This is a genomic window from Anditalea andensis, from assembly GCF_000714815.1.
Lineage (GTDB): Bacteria > Bacteroidota > Bacteroidia > Cytophagales > Cyclobacteriaceae > Anditalea > Anditalea andensis.
This window is the reverse complement of sequence record NZ_JMIH01000014.1, coordinates 245,044-261,127: the sequence shown is the minus strand read 5'-3', so window position 1 is coordinate 261,127 and position 16,084 is coordinate 245,044. Positions and strand designations below refer to the sequence as shown.

15 protein-coding genes are annotated in these 16,084 nt (G+C 39.3%); 6 read left to right on the top strand and 9 right to left on the bottom strand.

What is annotated here, in order from left to right; translation table 11 throughout:
- Positions 1–3: 3 nt before the first annotated feature.
- Both EL17_RS04730 and EL17_RS04725 read left to right on the top strand, forming a co-directional pair.
- Complete coding sequence (locus EL17_RS04730; protein ID WP_035070908.1) at positions 4–1,431, top strand: ATP-dependent DNA helicase; 1,428 nt, start codon at positions 4–6, stop codon at positions 1,429–1,431.
- A gap of 25 nt (positions 1,432–1,456) precedes the next feature.
- Positions 1,457–1,861: a DUF1573 domain-containing protein gene (locus EL17_RS04725; protein WP_035072065.1), complete on the top strand. Its 405-nt coding sequence runs from the start codon at positions 1,457–1,459 to the stop codon at positions 1,859–1,861.
- A gap of 500 nt (positions 1,862–2,361) precedes the next feature.
- Here the strand turns inward: EL17_RS04725 and EL17_RS04720 are convergent, their stop codons facing one another.
- From EL17_RS04720 to EL17_RS04700, 5 genes are all read right to left on the bottom strand, one after another.
- Entirely contained in the window at positions 2,362–2,979 is a 618-nt protein-coding gene (locus tag EL17_RS04720) for an SGNH/GDSL hydrolase family protein (RefSeq protein ID WP_240485936.1), read from the bottom strand.
- 93 nt (positions 2,980–3,072) lie between these two features.
- A complete protein-coding gene (locus EL17_RS04715; protein WP_035070903.1) occupies positions 3,073–4,116 on the bottom strand; it encodes a S66 peptidase family protein in 1,044 nt (347 codons plus the stop codon).
- A gap of 9 nt (positions 4,117–4,125) precedes the next feature.
- Positions 4,126–5,421: a D-alanyl-D-alanine carboxypeptidase/D-alanyl-D-alanine-endopeptidase gene (locus tag EL17_RS04710; RefSeq protein ID WP_035070901.1), complete on the bottom strand. Its 1,296-nt coding sequence runs from the start codon at positions 5,419–5,421 to the stop codon at positions 4,126–4,128.
- A 20-nt stretch (positions 5,422–5,441) separates the two neighbouring features.
- Complete coding sequence (locus EL17_RS04705) at positions 5,442–5,816, bottom strand: DUF423 domain-containing protein (RefSeq protein WP_035070900.1); 375 nt, start codon at positions 5,814–5,816, stop codon at positions 5,442–5,444.
- Between the two features lie 7 nt (positions 5,817–5,823).
- On the bottom strand, positions 5,824–6,492 hold the full coding sequence (locus EL17_RS04700) for a YggS family pyridoxal phosphate-dependent enzyme (protein ID WP_035070897.1): 669 nt from the start codon (positions 6,490–6,492) through the stop codon (positions 5,824–5,826).
- 93 nt (positions 6,493–6,585) lie between these two features.
- On the opposite strand from EL17_RS04700, the gene EL17_RS04695 reads away from it, so the two are divergent.
- Together EL17_RS04695 and EL17_RS04690 are read left to right on the top strand one after the other, a co-directional pair.
- Positions 6,586–8,130 (top strand): GH3 family domain-containing protein, encoded by a 1,545-nt coding sequence (locus EL17_RS04695; protein ID WP_035070895.1) that lies wholly within the window; start codon positions 6,586–6,588, stop codon positions 8,128–8,130.
- Positions 8,127–8,747, top strand: coding sequence for a LysE family translocator (locus EL17_RS04690; RefSeq protein ID WP_035070893.1), 621 nt, complete (start codon positions 8,127–8,129; stop codon positions 8,745–8,747). The genes EL17_RS04695 and EL17_RS04690 overlap by 4 nt, the downstream gene beginning before the upstream one ends.
- Before the next feature lie 138 nt (positions 8,748–8,885).
- Here the strand turns inward: EL17_RS04690 and EL17_RS04685 are convergent, their stop codons facing one another.
- The 4 genes from EL17_RS04685 to EL17_RS04670 form a co-directional block, all read right to left on the bottom strand.
- Positions 8,886–10,106: a hypothetical protein gene (locus EL17_RS04685; protein WP_035070891.1), complete on the bottom strand. Its 1,221-nt coding sequence runs from the start codon at positions 10,104–10,106 to the stop codon at positions 8,886–8,888.
- A 283-nt stretch (positions 10,107–10,389) separates the two neighbouring features.
- Positions 10,390–11,436, bottom strand: coding sequence for a vWA domain-containing protein (locus tag EL17_RS04680; protein WP_035070889.1), 1,047 nt, complete (start codon positions 11,434–11,436; stop codon positions 10,390–10,392).
- Positions 11,423–12,319: a hypothetical protein gene (locus tag EL17_RS04675; protein WP_035070887.1), complete on the bottom strand. Its 897-nt coding sequence runs from the start codon at positions 12,317–12,319 to the stop codon at positions 11,423–11,425. Before EL17_RS04675 ends, EL17_RS04680 begins: the two co-directional genes overlap by 14 nt.
- Complete coding sequence (locus EL17_RS04670; protein ID WP_035070886.1) at positions 12,312–13,190, bottom strand: DUF58 domain-containing protein; 879 nt, start codon at positions 13,188–13,190, stop codon at positions 12,312–12,314. The genes EL17_RS04675 and EL17_RS04670 overlap by 8 nt, the downstream gene beginning before the upstream one ends.
- 99 nt (positions 13,191–13,289) lie before the next feature.
- Between EL17_RS04670 and EL17_RS04665 the strand changes: the two genes are divergently transcribed.
- Both EL17_RS04665 and EL17_RS04660 read left to right on the top strand, forming a co-directional pair.
- A complete protein-coding gene (locus EL17_RS04665; protein ID WP_035070883.1) occupies positions 13,290–13,628 on the top strand; it encodes a DUF4296 domain-containing protein in 339 nt (112 codons plus the stop codon).
- Between the two features lie 2 nt (positions 13,629–13,630).
- The gene (locus tag EL17_RS04660) at positions 13,631–16,021 is read left to right on the top strand and encodes an endonuclease MutS2 (RefSeq protein ID WP_035070881.1); all 2,391 of its coding nucleotides are present in this window, start codon (positions 13,631–13,633) and stop codon (positions 16,019–16,021) included.
- Positions 16,022–16,084: the final 63 nt, after the last annotated feature.

Below are 16,084 nucleotides of genomic sequence, written 5' to 3'. Positions count from 1 at the left end.
ATTATGACTAAAGATAGCATACCTACACCAAAGCCTGGTACTTTGATCAAAAGAAAATTTCCCCATCAGCCTACTAGCGGTCAGGATTTCTTTTTTGAACAGATGAACTTATTTTTATCTGGGGAGGTAGGGGAGAAGCCTACCTTTATTCTTAAAGGATATGCGGGTACCGGAAAGACGTCTGTCATTTCCGCCTTGGTCCGGGCCCTTCCTGAATTAAAATACAGGTCGCTGATGTTGGCTCCCACGGGAAGAGCGGCTAAGGTTATGTCCTCATATGCAGGTAAAGCCGGATTTACCATTCATAAGATCATTTATAGAACAAAAGGTGAACTTGGTGCAAGTTCCGGTTTTGATCTCCAGAAAAATTATTATCAAAACACTATTTTTATTATAGATGAAGCTTCCATGCTTTCTGATGATGGCGGATCTGGTGGCAATATCTTGATGGACCTGATAAATTATGTCTTTCAGCACGAGACTAACAGGCTGATGCTGATAGGTGATACTGCTCAGCTGCCTCCTGTAGGCAGCCCAAATAGCCCTGCATTGGACAGGGATCACCTCAGCCGCCAATATGGTTTACATCTTTTCCAGGCGGAACTGACAGAGGTGATGAGGCAGCAGCTAGATTCCGGCATATTATTCAATGCTACCAAACTCCGACTGGAGGTTTTGAAAGAAAAACCTATAATATCTTTTCAGGTAAAACCATTCAAAGACTTTTTTCGAATGACAGGTGAAAGACTGGAGGAAGGATTGAGATATGCCTACGATAAATATGGCACCGAGAATACCATTATCATCACCAGGTCCAATAAGGCAGCCGTCCAATATAACAAGTACATTCGCCAGACCATCCACTTCTTTGAAGATGAGATTTCTACTGGGGATATCTTAATGATTGTTAAAAATAATTATCTCATCATGGCTGATTCAGAGAAAGTTAATTTTTTAGCTAACGGAGATTTTGCAGAAGTAAGAAAAATTCGTTCTTTTGAGGAAATTTATGGATTGCGTTTTGCTACTCTCGAACTGAGCCTGATGGATTATCCTGATGAGCCGGGTTTTGAAGCCAAAGTCATATTAGACACACTATATTCACCTTCTCCGGCACTGAGTCCGGAGCAGTATAGAGAACTTTATAGACAGGTTTCAGAAGATTATGCTGATCTGGCAAAAAAGGGAGAAAGGCAGGAAGCTATAAAAAAAGATCCGTATCTTAATGCACTCCAAGTGAAGTTTGCTTATGCGCTGACCTGTCACAAATCTCAGGGCGGCCAGTGGAAGGCGGTCTTTGTAGATCAGGGGTATCTGACAGAAGAGCAACTTGATAAGGAATATATACGTTGGTTGTATACTGCGGTAACCAGGGCATCAGAACAACTGTTTATGGTGAACTTTAATCCAAAATTTTACATTAAAGCATAGAATTCAACACTTAATGAATATTTACATGAGAAAATTAGTCTTAGTAATGGTGATGGCGATGATGGCGTTTGCCGTTAAAGCACAGGAAAAAGCGCAGGCAATGAACAAAGCAGATGGCCCCGTGATTTCATTTTCCGAAAAGTCAAAAGATTTTGGTGATATCACTCAGGGTACCAAAGTGGAGCATACTTTCAAGCTGGAAAATACCGGAACGGCTCCTTTGACCATTTCCAATGTAGCCACCACCTGTGGCTGTACAGTACCGGCCTGGCCGAAAGAACCTATTCTACCTGGCAAATCAGCAGATATCAAAGTGACATTTAATTCTGCAGGAAAAATGGGCAAACAAAATAGCATAGTAAGGATCTATTCCAATGCCTCTGAACCGATAGAAAAAATCAGTATGATATCAAATGTGATTCCAAAATAAATTGTCGAAATCATACAACTTGGTCATGAAGTCATTAAAAGCTAAGTGGGACCTAACTACTTCATGGAGAATATTACATCAAATCAACCATGACGTTAAGCATCACACAATGGGATGATGATATAAACATGAGTGATCCCATTCCGTTTCCTTCGACACGGGTCAAGATCTAGCCTTTAAAAACAAAATATAACCTGGTGAAATTTATACACAAAGGGCTTCCGGTGGGAAGCCCTTTTTATTTTTAAATCATGAAATAAGACTATATGAAAAGTTTGCTAAAAATGAAGCTGGTGAGTTTCCAGATTGCATTTTTAATCAATAACATAATTACATTTTCATACGATAAAATATAATAGTAAACACCGCTCAATCATAAAGAGCTTTTATCATTATTATAGATTGTCACATAAAATGGTCACCTAGAAAAAGATGATATGATTGAAGGTTCTGTGGTTCAAAATAGTAAAGGCGTTACCCTTGCCTGCTATTCCATCTTATTATCTGGCCTTTAATATCTTAGATCTAAGCTGCTCTGCCCAGTGTAGATATATTTTTGCGCTAGGATGTAATTTATCGGCTACTACTCCTCCTTCTTTATCCCCATGCATTCGGTAGTGGTCGGTAATGTCGGTATAGGATACGCCTTTTGATCTGCTGATTTCTTCCTTGGCATTGTTAAAGCTGTCAATCTCTGCGGCTACTTTTTCCTGATCCACTTCTTTACCCTTAGCAAAGGGAGTGATGCCCCAGTCAGGGATAGAAAGGACAAAGACTTGATCGGGATGATTACCGGCAAAGGCTATCGCCTTATCCAGCAGAGAAGCAAATTCTTCTTTAAAATTTTCTAGATCTCTCCCCCTATACTGATTGTTTACGCCTATCAGCAAAGTTACCAGATCATATGCCTCATTTAAACCTGAAGTATCGGCTATTCCTTTTTGAAGTTCATCAGTAGTCCAGCCGGTAGTGGCGATAATCATTGGTTTGTCAAACAGGATGTTTTCTTCCTTTAAGAGCTCTACTAGGACCATAGGATATCTTTCCGATTCCTGGACTCCTTCACCTATGGTATATGAATCTCCCAAAGCCAGATACTTAAATTTTTGCTCTTTCATACTAGACTTTTTAGGCAGTGAATTTTTTATGGAATGGCAGCCCAATGATATCAAGGAAACTATAACTAAGGCAAGCAGTGAAGTATATTTCATTTAAGACTGGAATATTTTTTCCTGTAAAGTAAAACTGCCTTCATCTGCATCCATAGATACTTTGGCCCCTATGGGAATGATAAACTGCTTTGGGACATGTCCTATCATCGCACCCCGATAAGCTGGAATATTTAAAGGAAGAATATAGTCATCGAAAATATCATCCAGGGTGAGGGTACCGTATCCCCCGGTAGGGTTACAGTCTGTGCATTGGCCAAAGATGAATCCTTTTAGATTATTCAGTGCCCCCATCAGTTTTAGTGTGCTCATCATGCGGTCAATTTTATAGGGTTCCTCTCCTATATCTTCTAAGAAAAGAATTTTCCCGTTAAAATCAGGTAGGTAGCCAGAACCTGCCAGCGCAGTCAAAACTGTAAGATTCCCCCCCACGATCACTCCTTCAGATTGGCCACTCTTGATGGTCTGAATCCGGTTCTGTTTTACCACAAGATCATCTCCTTTTATTTTTTCATTCTCGTATTTGATTAGGGTTTGTTTGAAAAATACTTCTTCAAATTGGCTCACATTAAAATTGTTCCAGCTTCCGGTGCCATTGGGCCCGTGGAAGGTGACCAGTCCAGTTTTGGCATAGATGGCATTATGAATGGCCGTGATATCGCTATAGCCTAAGATTGGTTTGGGATTTTGTTTTATAGATTCATAATTGATCAAGGGTAGGATCCTGGCCGCCCCTGAACCGCCCCGGATACATATGATGGCCTTTATTTCCCTGTCCACAAACATTGAATTGAGATCATCGGCGCGTTCATCGTCAGTGCCGGCCAGATGGCCCCGTCTTTTCTCAAGATGGGCCCCAGCCTTTACTTTAAAACCCAGTGCTTCCAGTGCTTCTTTGGCAAACTGGAACTGGATCCTTTCGGCAGTAGCAGCTGATGGACTGATCAGCCCTACTGTATCCCCCTTCTGCAAAGATCTTGGAAGGATGGTGGAGGGAGATGAATTTCGTAGAGCCCGTTGCATTCCCAATACAGGGAATAAACTCAATGATAGGCCCAGAGACTTGATGAATGTTCTTTTGTTCATAAATATAGACTAAAAATTATCACGTACATAGACCAGTACTTTCTCCATTTCACGCCTTACCTGGCTAGCCTTATAAGGATAATTATTGTTCATAAATGAAAAGGCATATAATTTATTGCTTTTTGTTCTGATAAAACCTACCAGGCAATGATTCCCTGTAATGGTACCTGTTTTACCAAACACATAAGGCTTGGGAGCGTGATAATTGTTTTTCAGAGTACCACTTACCCCCCCTTTGGGAAGGTAATCAAATAATTTGTCATCCGGCATTACTCTATAGATTTTTTCTACGAGAGTGACCATAGATCTTGGGGTCATCAGGTTATGCCTGGAGAGTCCTGAACCATCTACCCAGAGTGGTTCGTCTGGTAGATCAAATAGGTAGGTCTTTTTAATATAATCTATGGTTTTCTCCGTATTGAGCTCTTGGTAAAGGGCATCCGATACCATCAGTAAAAGGTGTTCGGCTATGAAATTATCACTTTCCAATAGCATTTCCCTGTAAAGGGATTCTGTTCGTATACCTTTTAGCACTTGGTGATCTTTGGGTAATTTTCTGTTGCTAGGAATTACTATCTTTTCCAGTTCTGCACTTGCCAGCTGTACAAAAGTCTGCTGCGAAGTCAGAAAAGGAACATATGTGTTCATGCCGTTGTAGGTCCGTGGATTATAGAAGAATTCATTCGTGTGAAATTCCCGCTGTACATTCCTGACAGTTCTTTCACTTGTATTTAAGCTGTTGCGAAAAAGAGAAGGACTGATCTGGGGGCGATTGTTTACATTGATGACTTTTGCCAGGTTTCCATATATGGGGAAGGGGGATTTTTCTGCCGAATAGGAAAAATAATAATCGTCCCATTGCCAGCCAAAACCAAATGCCTGGTCATTCCAGTTGTTTTCGGAAAAATTTATTTTGTCGTAGGCCGCAAAAAACTGTTTGAGCCTTGGCTGTGGGAGGGCATGATATTTCCAGCTGGGATCACCTGTCCCCCAAAAGGTTATTTCTTTTCCGTTTGGGACGTAGCGCAGTACTGTGGTGCTATCTCCAAGTGACATAATAGCTGCATAGAAAGTAAAGAGTTTGGTGGTAGAGGCTGGAATGAAATACAAATGACTGTTTTTTTCATAAACGGTCTGTTGCTCATCCAGATCATATAAACTGAAACCTGTCAGGTGATTTTCAAAAAAAGATCCTCTACCGAGGAATCCATCTAATTCTACTATACGATCTCTGGTAGTAACCTGACCAAATGAAAGATGGGCCAGTAAGATCAGCAGGATGGTTAATACACTGTACTTTTTCATTTTTACTTTTAAAAACAAATCTATTTCTTAGATGAAACCGCAATGGCCAGAAAAATCCAACCCAATATAAAGGCTATTCCTCCGAGGGGGGTAATTGCGCCCAACCAGGTAACGCCGGTTAGGGATAAGGTATAAAGTGATCCTGAAAAGATTAATATTCCAGAAATAAAGCCCAAGCTCGACCACTTCAGCCATTTTTTTGAATAGGGATGATGACCTATCAGGCCTGTTAGTACCAATGCGATAGCATGGTAAAAATGATATTTGACTCCTGTTTCAAATGTATCAGTTCTGCCATGTACTTCCAATATCTCAGCCAAGCCATGCGCGCCAAATGCTCCTATACCTACTGCCAAAACCCCGAATAAGGCTCCGGCCTGAATAATTTTGTTCATAATGATGTTAATTTCTGCTCCCAAAGATGGCACTCCCTATCCTTACCATGGTACTGCCTTCCTTTTGAGCGATGAGATAGTCCCCGCTCATTCCCATGGACAGTTCATTCATCTGTACATTCTCGGGTAGGGCTTTATTTTTCAGTAGGGTTTTTAGGTTACGCAATGCTGAAAATTCTGATCGTATAGTCTGTTCGTTTTCAGTATAGGTAGCCATTCCCATCAGACCTTCTATTTTTACATTTTTAAGAGGTTTAAGCGCTTCTCCTTCTATCAGTTCCGTAAGTTCCTTTTCATCAAAACCAAACTTAGTTTCTTCTTTGGCTATGTGAATCTGGAGCAGACAGGGGATCACCCTATCTGCTTTTTTAGCCTGTTTATTTATTTCTTGTAATAATTTAAATGAATCCACTCCATGGATAAGATAAACGAAAGGAGCAATGTATTTGACTTTATTTCGCTGCAGGTGACCTATCATATGCCAGTGGATATCTTTTGGCATTTGCTCCTGTTTTTCGACCATCTCCTGAACTTTGTTTTCACCAAAATCCCTCATCCCAGCTCGATAAGCTTCCATTATTTTCTCTACTGGTTTGGTTTTGCTTACCGCTATCAGTTTGCACTCGTGATTTAAAAAAGTGTTTTTTATCTGCTGAAGGTTTTCTTTTATGCTCATTCTTTTAAATTTACACTTTCAAAGATACTGTTTAGGACGGGGTTCGGCAATCGAAAGCCTCCAATTTGTTTGATATTCAGGAAAAATAAAGCAATGGCGATATTAGGTACATTATTAAAACGAGGAATTAGATTGAGGGAATCTCTCGAACAGGAATACAGTTCCCCTATAGAACTCCAGAAACTGGAGCTTAAAAAGCTCCTGATCGCTGCATCCAAGACGGAGTTTGGCCATAAATATAAATTCAAGGAAATATTACATGAATTTATCAAAAAGGGAAATACTTTCTATGATGTATACAAAGCAAATGTACCTGCTTATAACTATGATAAAATTTACGAAGAGTGGTGGTACAGACTTAAAGAGGGGGATCAAAATATTACTTGGCCGGGAGCTATAAAGCATTTTGCGCTTAGCTCAGGTACCTCCGGCAGTACCTCTAAATACATCCCTATATCCAGGGAAATGGTGAATGCCATCCGAAAGACAGGTGTAAGGCAAATACTGGCGCTATCTAAATATGACCTACCGGACCGACTCTTTACCACTGGGATTCTGATGCTGGGTGGAAGTACTGATTTGGAGTTTAATGGGACTTATTTCGCAGGTGATCTCAGTGGGATCACCACTGGTAGGCTTCCTATCTGGTTTCAGCGGTTTTATAAGCCTGGATTGGAAATAGCCAAGAATAAAAACTGGGGTGAGAAGCTGGAAAAAATTGTAGAAAATGCTCCGAAATGGGATATAGGCATCATAGTAGGAGTGCCCGCTTGGCTTCAGATCCTTCTTGAAAAAATAATAGAAAGGTATCAGCTAAATACCATTCATGACCTATGGCCCAACCTTACAATTTTTGTACATGGTGGAGTGAATTTCGAGCCTTATAAAAAAGGGTTTGAAAAACTGCTGTCAAGGCCTCTGATATACATGGAAACTTATCTAGCAAGTGAGGGGTTTTTGGCTTTTCAAGCTTTCCCAAACAGAAAGTCAATGAGACTGGTATTGAATAATGGGATCTTTTATGAATTTATTCGATTCACTAAGGAGAATTTTGATGAGGATGGTGAAATAAAGCAGGGAGCTGAAACGCTTTCCATCGATCAGGTAGAAGAAGGAGTGGAATATGCTATCCTTATCAGTACCTGTGCGGGTGCATGGAGATATCTTATAGGCGATGTAATCAAATTTGTCTCCCTTGCCCAAAGTGAAATAGTGATAACAGGACGGACCAAGCATTTTCTCAGCTTATGCGGAGAGCACCTGTCTGTGGATAATATGAACAAAGCCATAGAGCTGGTAAGCAATGAACTGAATATAGATATCAGGGAATTTACCGTACTGGGCAGGCCTCATGGTACACTGTTTGGCCACCACTGGTACATAGGAACAGATGACAAGGTAGATGCTGCCCAGATAAGAGCGTTACTGGACGAAAAACTTAAATCTCTTAATGATGATTATATAGTGGAGAGGCAGCATGCGTTAAAAGAAATTAAAGTGAAAATTTTGCCACAGGCCATTTTTTATGAATGGATGAGATCTATGGGCAAAGAAGGGGGACAAAATAAATTTCCCCGGGTACTGAAAGGGAATAAAGCCGAGGAATGGCTCGCTTACGTACAAGAGAATAATAAATGAACATTTTAGAAGGTATTGGGATGGGGCTGCTGTTATCACTGATAATAGGCCCTGTTTTTTTTGCATTGATCCAAAATAGCATAGCTAAGGGATTTAAATATGCTGTGGCTATGGCTGCAGGAGTAATCCTTAGCGATGCCGTATATGTGTTTATTTCCTATTTTGGAGTTTCTGCATTATCCAAAACTCCAGAAATAGAAATATGGTTAGGGTACCTTGGAGGGGCATTTTTGATTGGGTTTGGTATAGTTTCGTTCTTTAAAAAAGGTATGGAAAGACCCAATTCGGGTGGTATAGCTATTAATGAGCCCAAAAAAAGATTCGGGTTTTTAAAAGGTTTTTCCCTCAATGGTATCAATCCTTTTGTTTTGTTGTTTTGGGGGTCTATCGCCGGGCTTGTACAGCTAAGGGATGATTTTACCACTTTAGATATTTGGGGTTATTACTTTGGGGTATTAATTACCGTATTCTGTATAGACGTGGCAAAAGCATATGGTGCCCATAAAATAAAAAGGTATATCACTGCCAGGCTGATGATGTATTTGAATAGAGGAGTGGCTATAGTACTGATCGGATTTGGGATCAGGCTTTTAAAGTTTGCATTGGAGAGTCAGTAAGCTCAGAAGGAATTGTTCAAAAGTAAGACTCCTGTTAATGGTAGTTTGTTTTTTAAATATTATATAATGGATGCGAAATTTTAAGTGTTAAAACTTACTCCCTGATAAAAGCATTCATTTATATCTTTATTATAAAAATTATAATCCGCCGAAAATTGTATTCATAGCAGCATTGATTTTAGGTTTATCCAATTCATTAGCGGGTTTATAAAATGCTCCTGAACGGGAAGAGACCATCACTAAACTATCTTTTTGATAATGGCTTATACCAGTGATTTTATGGCCTTCTAAACCTGTGTTATCCAACTCATTTATTGCAAAGTGATTGGGTGTGATTGAAATTTTAAATAGCTGGGAATTATAAATCCCATATAATTCATCATTATGGTGAATGTACCTGATCATATCTAATGTACTAAAATCATTACTGGAATGAAAATCTTTTAATAAATCCCAGGTTTCCCCATCATCCATAGAATAGTATGAATCTAGCATATTGCTAATATCAAGACAAAGTATAACATTGGTTTTCGGATCTTTGATAAGAATACTTTCGGTATATCTTTCATGATCATTTTTATCAATATTATTTCTTTCAAATACTTTAACAGTTCCGTCAAAGTAAAATTTAAATAATTTAAAAGAGGTAGAGATTACAAATCCATCATTTACAGGTAGAACAGATGAAAAGAGATTTCCGAATAAATCCTCCTTTTGCGGTGAATTTATAGTTTTAATAGAAACCAATTCGGTACCCACTCCAAATCCTGAAAGATCCTGTTTCAATTCAATAATAGCAAATTTGAGAGGGTGAGGGTTTGTTTCAGCTTTTACATTGTATGCTACGAAGAGAAAGTCATCTTTTAGTTCAATCATATTTCCTCTAAATGAACCTATAATATAAAAATCTCTAAAATCAGGATCTATGTCTTCACCTTTAATTTCCAATCCACTTATAGCTGTATTAATCTGCATGGGAGATCTGAGGGAATACACAAAAATACTTTTTGGTATTTCGACAAAACACACAGGGAAGTATTTTTCATTGACCGGAAAAGACAAGTCTATGTGCATATGCTTCCTTCCAGGAACCTGAGAAACTAATAGATTTACAAAAAAATTACTTAATTGTTCATTTCCCTGTTCATATATTCTTACCCCATACCCAAAGTCATGTTGTGTCAAAATATAATTATCCAGTTGGAAGATACCCCGCATTGCTTTCAAGTCATGCTGATAAAAAGGATGCTGAACCCATATTATTTCCTCTTCTATAATAGACTCTATATCTTCCTCATTATTGATACAGGAAAAAAAAAGTAGATTGAAAAGTGAAATGAATATTATTGGATTTTTCATAATAAAATCAGGTCTAAAAAACAATCAATTTAAAGTAAAGAGGCTTTAGATTTTTGTGTTGCTAAGAGACAATTTCTCTTGAGCAACACTTTGATTTGATCATGAATTTATAAAAAGATTATTTAATAAATTACAAAAAAGTAAATTTTTCTCTTTTTAGAGTATTATTTACCAAAATAACAACCAATATTAAAAGAACATTAGTATCAACATTAATGTAGGAATGGATATTTCCATGTAATAACTGCCTTACTAAATAAGCCTTCACCTGATGAAATTTCCCTTAATCCAACAAAAAGTTATTAAGGAAAGTACTTTTCAGCCCCATCCAGATAAAGAAGAACAACAGTCCCCAGAAAAGATAAGCCCTATAATAATCCTGGGTTTCTTTGTATCGGTTTTCTATGATTTCTGCCTTTTCCAAGGCATCTATTTGCTCAAAGATGCTCTCAAGTGCATCATCATCCCCTGCTCTGAAAAACTGACCGTTACCTATAGCTGCTATTTCCCTTAAGGTAGATTCATCCAGATAGCTTTCTATCATCTGAGGTCTACCGAAAAAGTCCGTACCATAGGGTACCATTCCGTCTTTGCCTACAGCTATGGTATAGATTTTTATATCCATAGCAGCGGCCAGCTGTGCAGCGAATATGGGATCCACATTCCCAGCATTGTTATCTCCGTCACTCAGCAGTACCATAACTTTAGAGGCCGCTTCTGATTCTCTCATCCTGTTAGTGCCTGCAGCCAGTGCACTTCCTATAGCGGTGCCTTTAGCCTGAATCATATCAAATGATATATCTTCTATCAAATCAGTCAACAGGGAGTAATCTGTGGTAAGTGGGGTAAGTGAATAGGCTTCTCCTGAGAATACTACCATTCCGATACGGTCACCAAACCTTCCGTTTATAAACTCTACCGCTGTTTCTTTGGCAGCCTCTAGCCTATTAGGCTTGAAATCCTGAAGGTCCATAGATTCGGAAATGTCCAGCACCAGCATGATGTCTATCCCTTCGGTGAACTGTTCCACTCTCTCATTGGTCCGCTGGGGGCGGGCTAGTGCCACAGCTATCATCCACATGGCCAGAATAAAGAATAGGCTAGGTATAAGCCTTAAATACGTCCAGGGATTAGTCTTAGCCACACTGCGTGGGAGTGTCAGCTCTAGTGATGAATTTTTAAAGTACTTTATCATTTTCCTGAGTAGGATCAGGGCAGGGATGACCCAGATAAAGTGAAGTGCCCAGAGGTTTTCCCACTCAAAAGAACGGAAGGTTTCCGGTAAAAACCACTGCCATGAAAGAAGATCGCCTATGTTATTTACGTTCATGGATGCGTGCTATTTTTTTATTATACATGATTAAGCAGTCGGCCTTCAGGTTTTGGCAGATCTGTGGTAAGTCTTCTGCTTGCCGACCTGCATAGATGATCAGTTCTATACCGCGTAGGTCTTCCAAAATACCTTCTCTGGGGAGATCCAAAGCGATTTCACTGGCCGTCCACTCCCTATATGGCTTGTCTGATACCAGCTCTAAATAATGTTTCCATAGTCCCAACAGTTCATCAGCTCTATCAGGTTCGGGCTTTTGTATAAATGCACGGCTGGCTTTGTCCCATCTTTTGTTAAATCTTCCCAATCTTCTTTTTTCTATCCAGATCAGGTACTGTTGCCTGATATTTTTTCCAAATATGATGTAAGTCAGAATCAATATGACCAGTAAAGCCACCAGTGCTATGGTGAAATAAATATAATTGAATTCCCCTCTTATGTTCTGGTAGTGATCATTGTCCCGAAATATAGGCTGGTCAGGAATCTCATCTATGGTAAGTTTTAAAAACAGTTCATCCTCCTCAGCAAAGTATACCAAACTATCGTACCTGAGTACTTCATATGCCGGTAAAGCAAAATTCCTTATCGGGTCAAGTGAAAAATTGGAAAGATAATAGATAACGCTGTCCTGGGTAAGACTATCCTGGGTATAAGATATATATGTTTTTTTACCCAGATATTCCATTTCACCATAATTATAGGTGGAATCAGGAAATATGACCTGTTTTTCAGGAGGATAGGTAGCTTTTAAAACATAGGATACCCTTTCACCAAGCCGGGCAGAATCCTGGAGAAAATAACCTTCCACTTTAAGCTCTTGTCCAAAGACAGATAGGTGGATCAGCAGAAATAAGGTGATAAAGAAAGCCTTTGATTTACCCACGTTTCATGGTTTTATTTCGGGTTTTAAATATTTCTATTAAGGGTAAGACGATGTCCTCCTTGGTATTGATAGAAAGGTAATTTATCTGACTTTTTTTACACAGTTCCTCAAAAGCAGATCGCTCTGAAATGAATGTAGAGGATATTTTTTTTGAAAAAGACCTAAAAGCGGTATTTACCCAAGTGATTTTATCTTCTTCCTTATCATATATGGGGATGATGCCTAGAGAGGGGAGTTTAGATTCTCTGGGATCGGTTATCTGTATGGCCACCACATCATGTTTTTCTGCCATGGCCCTAAAAGGGCGCTCATAATCGTCATCTATAAAATCCGATATCACAATGATTATACTTCTTTTTTTTATCAGGTTCAGTGCAAAGATAAACATGTCGTTAAGATTTGTCTTGAGCGACTTGTTTTCATGCTTGAATATACCACGGATGATCTTCACTCCCTGTCTTTGGCCTTTGCCTGGCAGGATTACTTTTTCTTTTTGATCTGTAAATGAAATCAGTCCCACCTGGCTTCCTTCAAACAAAGCAGCCAGCGTAAGCACACCGGCTATTTCCTTACCGACATCTAATTTTTTTCTTTTTTTATCTCCTATATTTTGGGATCCGCTTATGTCCAAAAGGAAATACACTGACTGATCTTTCTCTTCTTTAAAAGTTTTAACAAATGTACCATGGCCTTTTGCAGATACTTTCCACTCTATCGTTCTGACGTCATCACCGTATTGGTAGGGCCTAAGGTCATCAAATTCCAGACCGGCACCTTTGAAAATAGACTGATAATCACCCTGTAGGTGATTATTGGCCACTTTTCTGATCATAATTTCGTACTTTCTGAGTTTCTTAAGCAGATGCTTCATTCAAGTATTTTTTCCAAATTTAATGGACTCATTGGAATAATAAAATCTGTACAGGACATCATATTATTTAATTTCCTCAGAATTGGCTAATTTTGTGTTGTGAAAAAGTTATTAATACTCATTGCTTCAATCTTTTTGGTAAGTTCCTGTGGCAATAACGACAAACCTAAAGGATTATTGGACAAAGATAAAATGGTCTCTATCATGGTAGATATTCATTTGGTAGAAGGTATAGCCAGTTCCCTGCCTATCCCCTATGATTCATCTCAGAAAGTATATCCCTACCTCGAGCAGCGGGTTTTTGAAAAACATGGCGTCCAAGATTCTGTTTATCTTCAAAGTTTGCAATATTATCTTCGAGATGCTAATGTGATGGAGGAACTTTATAGCCGCACGATTGATTCACTCACAGTAAAACAAAACATAGGAGAGCAATAAATATGTTATATCCGAATAATCTTGAGAGCAAGATTAATTTTGATAAAATCAAAGAGCTAATAAAATCAGAATGTACCAGCATCATAGGTGCTGATTTTGTCACAAAAATATCATTTAGTAAAGACCCGTCTCTGATCCAGAAATTATTGGACCAGACAGAAGAGTTTAGACAAATTCTCCTTTCGGGGGAAATGTTTCCCACTTCAAACTTCCTGAACATATATCCCTTTTTGGACAAAGCTAAAATAGAAGGCACATTTTTATATGAAGATGAATTCTATGAAATAAAGCTTTCTCTGATCACTTTGGAAGGGTGTACATCCTTTTTGGCAAAACATCAGGAAGCATATCCGGTGCTTTATCAGCTGGTAGGAATGGTCACGCTGAACCAGACCCTCCTACGTGCCATTGAGCGTATAATAGATGAAAAAGGTAAGATAAGAAGCAATGCTTCCAAGGATCTCGGACTCATCAGGTCCAGTATATTATATGAGGAAAACCGGCTAAGGAAAGTCCTTGATAGAATATTCCGTGAAGCCAAATCCAAAGGCTATACACCAGATGATGCCTCTTTGACTATAAGGGGAGGCAGAATGGTGATGCCTATACTGGCTGAAAATAAGCGAAAAATCAAAGGGTTTGTCCATGATGAATCTGCCACTGGTCAGACCGTATATTTGGAGCCTGCAGAGGTGCTGGATATCAATAATGAGCTGAAGGAGCTGGAATATATGGAGCGCCGAGAAATCCAGAAAATCCTCACACAGCTTACCGATACCCTTCGGCCTTTCATCCCCGAACTCAGAAAGGCATTTCAATTTCTAGGCATGATAGATTTCATAAGAGCCAAAGCCAAGCTAGCCTTAAAAATGAATGCAAGTAAGCCGCTTTTAGAGAAGGCAAAAGTTATAGAATGGCACAATGCACGCCATCCCCTACTTGAAATGGCCCTCCAGCAGCAGCATAAAACCATCACACCGCTCAATATTAACCTTGATCATAACAAAAGATTATTGGTCATCTCCGGTCCCAATGCGGGCGGAAAGTCAGTTACGCTTAAAACGGTAGCCCTGCTTCAGTATATGATTCAGTGTGGGCTTTTGATTCCGGTAGATCCCCATTCCAAATTCAGTCTTTTTAACCACCTGTTCATAGATATCGGTGATGAGCAAAACATAGAAAATGACCTGAGTACGTATAGTTCTCACCTGATGAGCATGAAGTACTTTACTGAGTTTGCTGATAAGAAAACGATCTTTTTTATAGATGAGTTTGGTACGGGCACAGAGCCACAGTTTGGAGGAGCAATAGCCGAATCCATTTTGCTACAGCTTAATAAGAGTGGGGCATATGGTATCATTACCACCCACTATGGCAATCTCAAGCAACTGGCTGATAAAAACCAGGGAATGGTAAATGGGGCCATGCGCTATGATGTGGATAAGCTGGAGCCATTATATCAGCTGGATATAGGCAAGCCAGGAAGTTCCTTTGCCCTAGAGATCGCTACCAAAATAGGGATCTCTAAAGAGATCATAGCCTATGCTAAAGAACAGATAGGAGAGGAGCGAGTGCGCTATGATCGGTTACTAAATAAGCTGGAGTCGGAAAAAAACAAGTATGACCAGATATTACTCGAAACCCAGCGTAAAGACCGTATCCTGACGCTCAGGATGAAAGAATATACCGATCTAAAGGAAGTGCTGGAAAATAGTAAAAAACAGCTGCTCCAAGATGCCAAGGTAGAGGCTAAACAAATCTTAGATCAGGCGAACAAACAGATAGAGGCTACTATCCGGACCATTAAGGAAAGTAAGGCGGATAAAGAGGTTACCAAAAAGGCCCGAACAGCACTTGATGAGCTGAAGACAAAGGTGAAACCGGAAAAAATAAAAGTAAAGCAACCTGAAATCAAAGTACTGGAAGGTGAAATTCAGCCAGGAGATCATGTAAGGTTAAAAGATAATGGGGCCATAGCTGAAGTTATAGCTATCAAGAACAAAGATGTAGAAATCAGCATCGGTGATCTTAAGTCCAATGTAAAACTTTCCAGACTAGAAAAGATCAGTAATACCGCTCTGAAAAAAGAAAAGAAATCACTTATTAAAAGGACCTCTGGCTATGATACTACTGCAGCTATGAGGGATTTCAATATTAACCTTGATCTAAGGGGAAAGCGGGGAGAGGAGGTTCTTGCTCTTGTGGAAAGATTTATAGATGAAGGGCACATGCTGGGAATCAAAGATCTTAGGATAGTACATGGAAAAGGGGATGGCATACTAAGAGAAATATCCCGAAACCTTATACGTACCATGCCATCAGTAGCTAAATTTGAAGATGAACATGCCGATAGGGGAGGTTCTGGCGTGACATTGGTAACTTTAAAACAGTAATGCAGAAGGTGGTATTTATCACCTTCGCTACTATTTTTTATAGGACTACCTTTTTAATTATAT